Here is a 5,127-nt window from a genome sequence, read left to right on the forward strand (position 1 = left end):
ACCCGGGGATCGGGGTCCGGCCTTCGGAGGCGTGTCAGGCAGGTGGTCGTGCGGTCGGTCAGCCGACGGAGACGCCGTGCGAGCGCAGGAAGGCGACCGGGTCCACGTCGGAGCCGTAGTCCGGCGTGGTGCGGATCTCGAAGTGCAGGTGTGGTCCGGTCACGTTGCCGGTCGCGCCCGACAGGCCGACCTGCTGCCCGGCCGTCACGGTCTGGCCGGCCGAGACGGAGAGCTGGGACAGGTGGGCGTACTGGGCGTAGTGGCCGTCGTTCAGCTTGATGACGACCTGGTTGCCGTAGGCGCCGCCCCAGCCGGCGGAGACGACCGTGCCCGCACCGACGGCCTTGAGGGAGGTGCCGGTCGGGACGACGAAGTCGACACCGGTGTGGTAGCCGCTGGACCACATGCTGCCGGACATGTGGTACGGGGTGCCGACGGTGGCACCGTCCACCGGGAGGGTGTAGGCGCTGGAGTTGCTCTCGGCGGCGGGCTTGGCGGCGGCCGGCTTCGCTGCGGTCTCCGCCTTCGGGGCCGACTCGGCGGCGGACGACTTCGAGGCCGAGGCCTTCGGCGCGGCCGGGGCCGGGGCCGCGGACTTCGGCGCGTTCGCGGCCTTCTTGCCGATCGAAAGCTTCAGGCCCGGGTGGATCAGCGACGGGTCGGAGCCGACGGCGTCACGGTTGTCCGCGTAGAGCTTCTTCCAGCCACCGCTGACGTTCTGGTCGTCGGCGATCCTGGCGAGATAGTCGCCGGCCTTCACTGTGTACGTGCGGGGGCCATTGGCCTTTTCGGCGGCCTTCTTCTCGGCGGCCGGAGCGGACTGGACGGCCTTTTCCGGAGCCGACTGCGGGGTGGCGGCGTGGGCGCCGGCGGCCCCCATGAGCGGCAGGGCGAGGGCGGCCCCGCCGGTTCCGGCGACGGCGATGGAGCGGGTGAAGCGCTGGGACTTGGGGCGGCGGTGCTTACCCTTCGCGGGCATGACGAATTCCTCTCCGTCGCCTGCGAGGTGAGCTGTCGGGTGCGGGCTGGAGATGCCCGGCCGCGCCGTGGCGCGGCTTAACCCCAAGCCGTTCCGGGAACCGGAACAGGCGTCTTACCTGTGGGTCCCCCGCTCCTGCCGTACGTCGGGTCAGTGTGTGGGGCTCCGGGCGGCGGCAGGATTAGGCGTCCGTCCGGATTGGTGTGGAACGTAAGCGACCAAGACGCAATGGGACAAGCTTGCGGTTGTCCGTGACGGTGTTTTTCTTGACGCGTCGCCACATGTGCCGTCACCGAGCGTGGATTGCGGATCTCCCGCTTTCCTCAATACCCCTGAATAACGCCAGAATTACGTGAACATGGCGACAGCACATCGTCACGAATATGACGATGGTCACGCACCCCGCCCTCATCTCCTTTACGATCGGGGCACGTTATCCCTTAGCGGCCGAAGCTCCCTATTCGGACAGAACGGCTACTTCCGCTTAAGCCGGACGACCATGGCGTCCAGGTCCCCGCACAGGCCGACTCGCAGTCCGTGATGAAGCAGTACGGCCCCTCGGTACACTTCGCCTGTTTCGAGGCATTCGTACTCTGCTGTCGGGTCGAGACCGCGCAGCCGGAGTGCCGGCGCGGGCTCCCCGTAGCGCTGCGCCTGGAGCCAGGCGAGGACGACGGTCTCGTCGCCGAGGACATACTGCACGGCGCTCGCTCCGCCCTCCGGGGGACGCAGCCGGTACAGGTCGCCACGCTGCACCACTGGCCGGATCTCCTTGTAGAGCGCCACCCACTCCCGCGCCTCGGCGAGCTCCTCCGCCGTCCACCGCGTGAGGTCGCCGCCGACGCCCAGCACCCCGGCCATGGCGCTGACGAACCGGAACCGCAGGGAGCTGGCCCGCTGGTTGAGCATGGCGTTCGGGCTGTCGGTGACCCAGGCGGCCATGACCAGGGCCGGGTGAATCTGGCTGAACCCGTGCTGGATGGTGAGCCGGTCGAGCGGGTCGGTGTTGTCGGAGGTCCACACCTGGTCCGTGCGGCTCAGCACTCCGAGGTCGATCCGGCCGCCGCCACCCGAGCAGGACTCGAAGGCCACGCCGGGATGGGCGGCCCGCAGCCGGTCCAGCAGGGCGTACAGGCCGTGCACGTGGTCGACCCACAGCCGCTGCGGGTAGGGGTCGTCCGGCCAGCCGGCGTCGGTGAAGCAGCGGTTGAAGTCCCACTTGACATAGTCGACGGGAGCGCTGGAGAGAAGCCCGTGGAGCTGCTCCCAGAGGTACTCCCGGACGTCCTCGCGGGCGAGGTTGAGCACGAGCTGATTGCGGAATTCCGTCCGCTTTCGTCCCGGTTGGTACTGCGCCCAGTCGGGGTGGGCGCGGTACAGGTCGCTGTCCGGGTTGACCATCTCGGGCTCGACCCAGATCCCGAACCGCATGCCCAGGCCGTGCACGTGGTCGGCGAGCGGCGTCAGCCCGCCCGGGAAGCGGTCGGGGTTGGGAGTCCAGTCGCCGAGTCCGGCCCGGTCGCTGGTGCGCGCCGCGAACCAGCCGTCGTCGACCACGAACAGCTCGACGCCCATGGCGGCGGCCCGCTCGGCGAGCGCCCGCTGCTGCTCCTCGGAGATGTCGAACTCGGTGGCCTCCCAGGAGTTGAACAGCACCGGCCGGTCCTGGCCTGCGTCCGGGATCACATGCGCCCGCTGGTACGCGTGCCAGGCGCGGCTGGCCCCGCCGAAACCGCCGTCGCTCCAGAGCCCCGCGAAGACGGGCGTCGTGTACGACTCCCCTGTGCCCAGCATCAGCAGACCCGAGTCGTCGTGGCCGGCGCCGCCGGTGATCTGCACGCGCGCGTCCGGCAGCTGGGCCACGGCGATCCGCCACGACCCGGACCAGCCGAGGGCGCAGCTGTAGACCTCGCCGCGCTCCTCGGTGGCGTCGGTGTCGAGGGCGACCCACGGCAGGTGCTGGTGGGAGGTGTGCCCGCGGCGGCTGCCGATGACCTTCTCGCCGTGGGTGAGACCGGAGCGCGTCAGCCGGGACTCCGCGCCCCAGCGGCCGTGCAGCTGGGACAGCCGCCAGGCGTCGCGGTCGGGCAGGGTCCAGGTGGCGGAGTCGGCGCGCAGCAGTTCGAGGGCCGGTCCCCGGTTGGCCAGGGTCACCCACCGCTCGAGGACATCCGTCGTGGAGCGCATCCGGTAGTGCAGCGTGACGGCGAGGTCGCCGTCACGGAACCGGAGCCGCAGCTCGCCGTCCTCGGTGTCGTGCCCCTCGTGGACCCACTCGGTGCCGCGCCGCCCGGCCGTGCGCACGGACAGGGCGGGGCGGGCGAAACGGGGTCCGCCCTCGACCGGGTACTCCTCGCGTCCGTCGAGCGGGGACTCGAAGGGCCAGTAGTCCGGCAGCGGCCGGACGGCGAGGGCCTCGGCGTCGGCCAGGCCGATCCGGGGGCCCCAGTGCAGGTGCAGCAGCTCGTCCCGCTCGGTGACATGGACGGCGTAGCTGCTGGCCGGCCCGGAGAGCACCCACGTACGACCGTCCTCGGAGATGTCCAGCATCACGCCCTCACAGATTCGAACAAGCCCGACCAGGTGCGACCAGGCGGCAACATCATCAAGGGCCGGGGGGGCTCCGGGCAACGCCCTGTGGACAACTCATTGCCCCAGGCAGGCATGTCGTATCGTCGAGTCGTGCCCGCCGACGAGCCGCGGCGGCGGCGCCGAAGGGGAGGAGCCCTCGTGACACAGCAGGTCCCGTCGACCGAGCCCGAGCTGGCCGGAGTGCGCAACTTCCGTGATGTGGGCGGACTTCCGACCGTGGACGGACGGCGGGTGCGCCAGGGAGTGCTGTTCCGCAGCGGCCACCTCGCCCATGCGACCGGGGAGGACGCCGCCTTCCTGACCGCGCTGGGCCTGCATACGATCTTCGACTTCCGCAACGCCGCCGACCACAAGCTCGAGGGGCCGGACGTCGAGCTGCCCGGTGTGCGCAACGTGAACCTGCCGCTGAGCGACCCCGCCGACGGCGCCGAGTTCTGGAAGATGGTCCGCGACGGCGATCTGGAGCAGCTGCGCGCGATCCTCTCGGACGGCAAGGGCGCCGGTCGCATGATCGCCTCCTACCGCACGATCATCAAGCACCGCACCGACGAGCACTCCCGGGTGCTGCACGCCCTCGCGCAGGACAGCGTCCCCGCCCTGATGCACTGCGCGGCGGGCAAGGACCGCGCGGGTCTGTCCGTGGCGGTGACGCTGCTGGCGGTGGGCGTCGAGCGCGAGGCGATCGTCGAGGACTACCTGAAGTCGAACGCCAAGCACCGCCGCTACAAGGTGCACCGCAGCAGCTCGGCCGCCTCGGCCTACTCCCCCGAGGTCATGGAGCTGCTCAGCCCCCTCTTCGACGCCCGCGCCGAGTACCTGACGGCGGCCTTCGACACCATCGAGGAGACCTGGGGCGGCGCCGAGGCCTATCTGGAGAAGGGGCTGAACCTCACCCCGGAGACCCGGGAGCGGCTGCGCGAGCGGCTTCTCGACTGAGAGGCCCGAGCGGGGGCTACTTCGCCCCGAGCGCGAAGAGCAGGTACACGAACGCGGCGAAGATGTGGCCGGCGATGAGGTAGACGAACAGCCTCACCCACAGGGCGCGGGGGAACTTCTCCTCCATGTCGCTCATGACGCGTCTCCAGGGGTGGGGCCCAGGCACAGGGCGGCCGTGGGGCTCTGCAGCAGGGTGTGCACGAAGAGCAGGTCGACGCCGTCGTGGTCCTCGGCCGCGATCCAGTGCGGGGTGAGCGAGTCGAAGTGGGCGCTGTCGCCGGCCGCCAGCCGGTGCGTGCTGTCCCCGAGGCGCAGCCGCAGCCGGCCGCGCAGCACATGGAGCCACTCCTCGCCGGGGTGGACGCGCACGACGTCGCCCTGGGAGCCGTACGGAACGTGGACGCGCAGGGCCTGCATCCCGCGGCCCGGGGCGCCGGCCTGCCAGTAGGTCCAGCCGCCCGCCGCCGTGGGTTCCATGCCGGCCGCGCGGATCACGGCGTCCCGTCCGGCGACCGTCTCGCCGAGCAGCTCGGCGACCGTGGTTCCGTAGACACGGGCGGGTGGGTGCCGCATGGGCGGCGGGGGCTGGCGCTGCGCGGTGTCGCGCCGGGGGTGGTGGG

The 5,127-nt window shown here is 71.2% G+C and carries 5 protein-coding genes and 1 riboswitch; of the genes, 1 reads left to right on the forward strand and 4 read right to left on the reverse strand.

From position 1 onward, the window contains the following. Positions 1 to 58: 58 nt before the first annotated feature. Positions 59 to 979 carry a LysM peptidoglycan-binding domain-containing M23 family metallopeptidase gene (locus tag ABZ281_RS37085; protein ID WP_356662435.1) on the reverse strand — a complete coding sequence of 307 codons (921 nt, stop codon included), beginning with the start codon at positions 977 to 979 and terminating at the stop codon, positions 59 to 61. A gap of 4 nt (positions 980 to 983) precedes the next feature. Further along, a riboswitch (cyclic di-AMP (ydaO/yuaA leader) is annotated at positions 984 to 1,140 on the reverse strand. A 313-nt stretch (positions 1,141 to 1,453) separates the two neighbouring features. Then, entirely contained in the window at positions 1,454 to 3,529 is a 2,076-nt protein-coding gene (locus ABZ281_RS37090; RefSeq protein ID WP_356662436.1) for an alpha-galactosidase, read from the reverse strand. A 180-nt stretch (positions 3,530 to 3,709) separates the two neighbouring features. Here ABZ281_RS37090 and ABZ281_RS37095 point away from each other — a divergent pair, with 180 nt between their 5' ends. Next, complete coding sequence (locus ABZ281_RS37095; protein ID WP_356662437.1) at positions 3,710 to 4,507, forward strand: tyrosine-protein phosphatase; 798 nt, start codon at positions 3,710 to 3,712, stop codon at positions 4,505 to 4,507. Between the two features lie 16 nt (positions 4,508 to 4,523). On the opposite strand, the gene ABZ281_RS37100 is transcribed toward ABZ281_RS37095, so the two are convergent. Continuing rightward, positions 4,524 to 4,643, reverse strand: a complete 120-nt coding sequence (locus ABZ281_RS37100) for a DUF6126 family protein (RefSeq protein WP_037820178.1) — start codon at positions 4,641 to 4,643, stop codon at positions 4,524 to 4,526. Continuing rightward, a partial coding sequence (locus ABZ281_RS37105) for a cupin domain-containing protein (protein ID WP_356662438.1) occupies positions 4,640 to 5,127 on the reverse strand: 488 nt, incomplete at its 5' end. The genes ABZ281_RS37105 and ABZ281_RS37100, both read right to left, overlap by 4 nt.

It is taken from the genome of Streptomyces sp. NPDC006265 (genome assembly GCF_040613555.1).
In the GTDB taxonomy this organism is placed as follows: Bacteria; Actinomycetota; Actinomycetes; order Streptomycetales; family Streptomycetaceae; genus Streptomyces.

Coding starts and splice junctions, on each gene's coding strand:
- ABZ281_RS37100 (WP_037820178.1), bottom strand. CDS start 4,643: ATGAGCGACATGGAGGAGAAGTTCCCCCGCGCCCTGTGGGTGAGGCTG.
- ABZ281_RS37085 (WP_356662435.1), bottom strand. CDS start 979: ATGCCCGCGAAGGGTAAGCACCGCCGCCCCAAGTCCCAGCGCTTCACC.
- ABZ281_RS37090 (WP_356662436.1), bottom strand. CDS start 3,529: ATGCTGGACATCTCCGAGGACGGTCGTACGTGGGTGCTCTCCGGGCCG.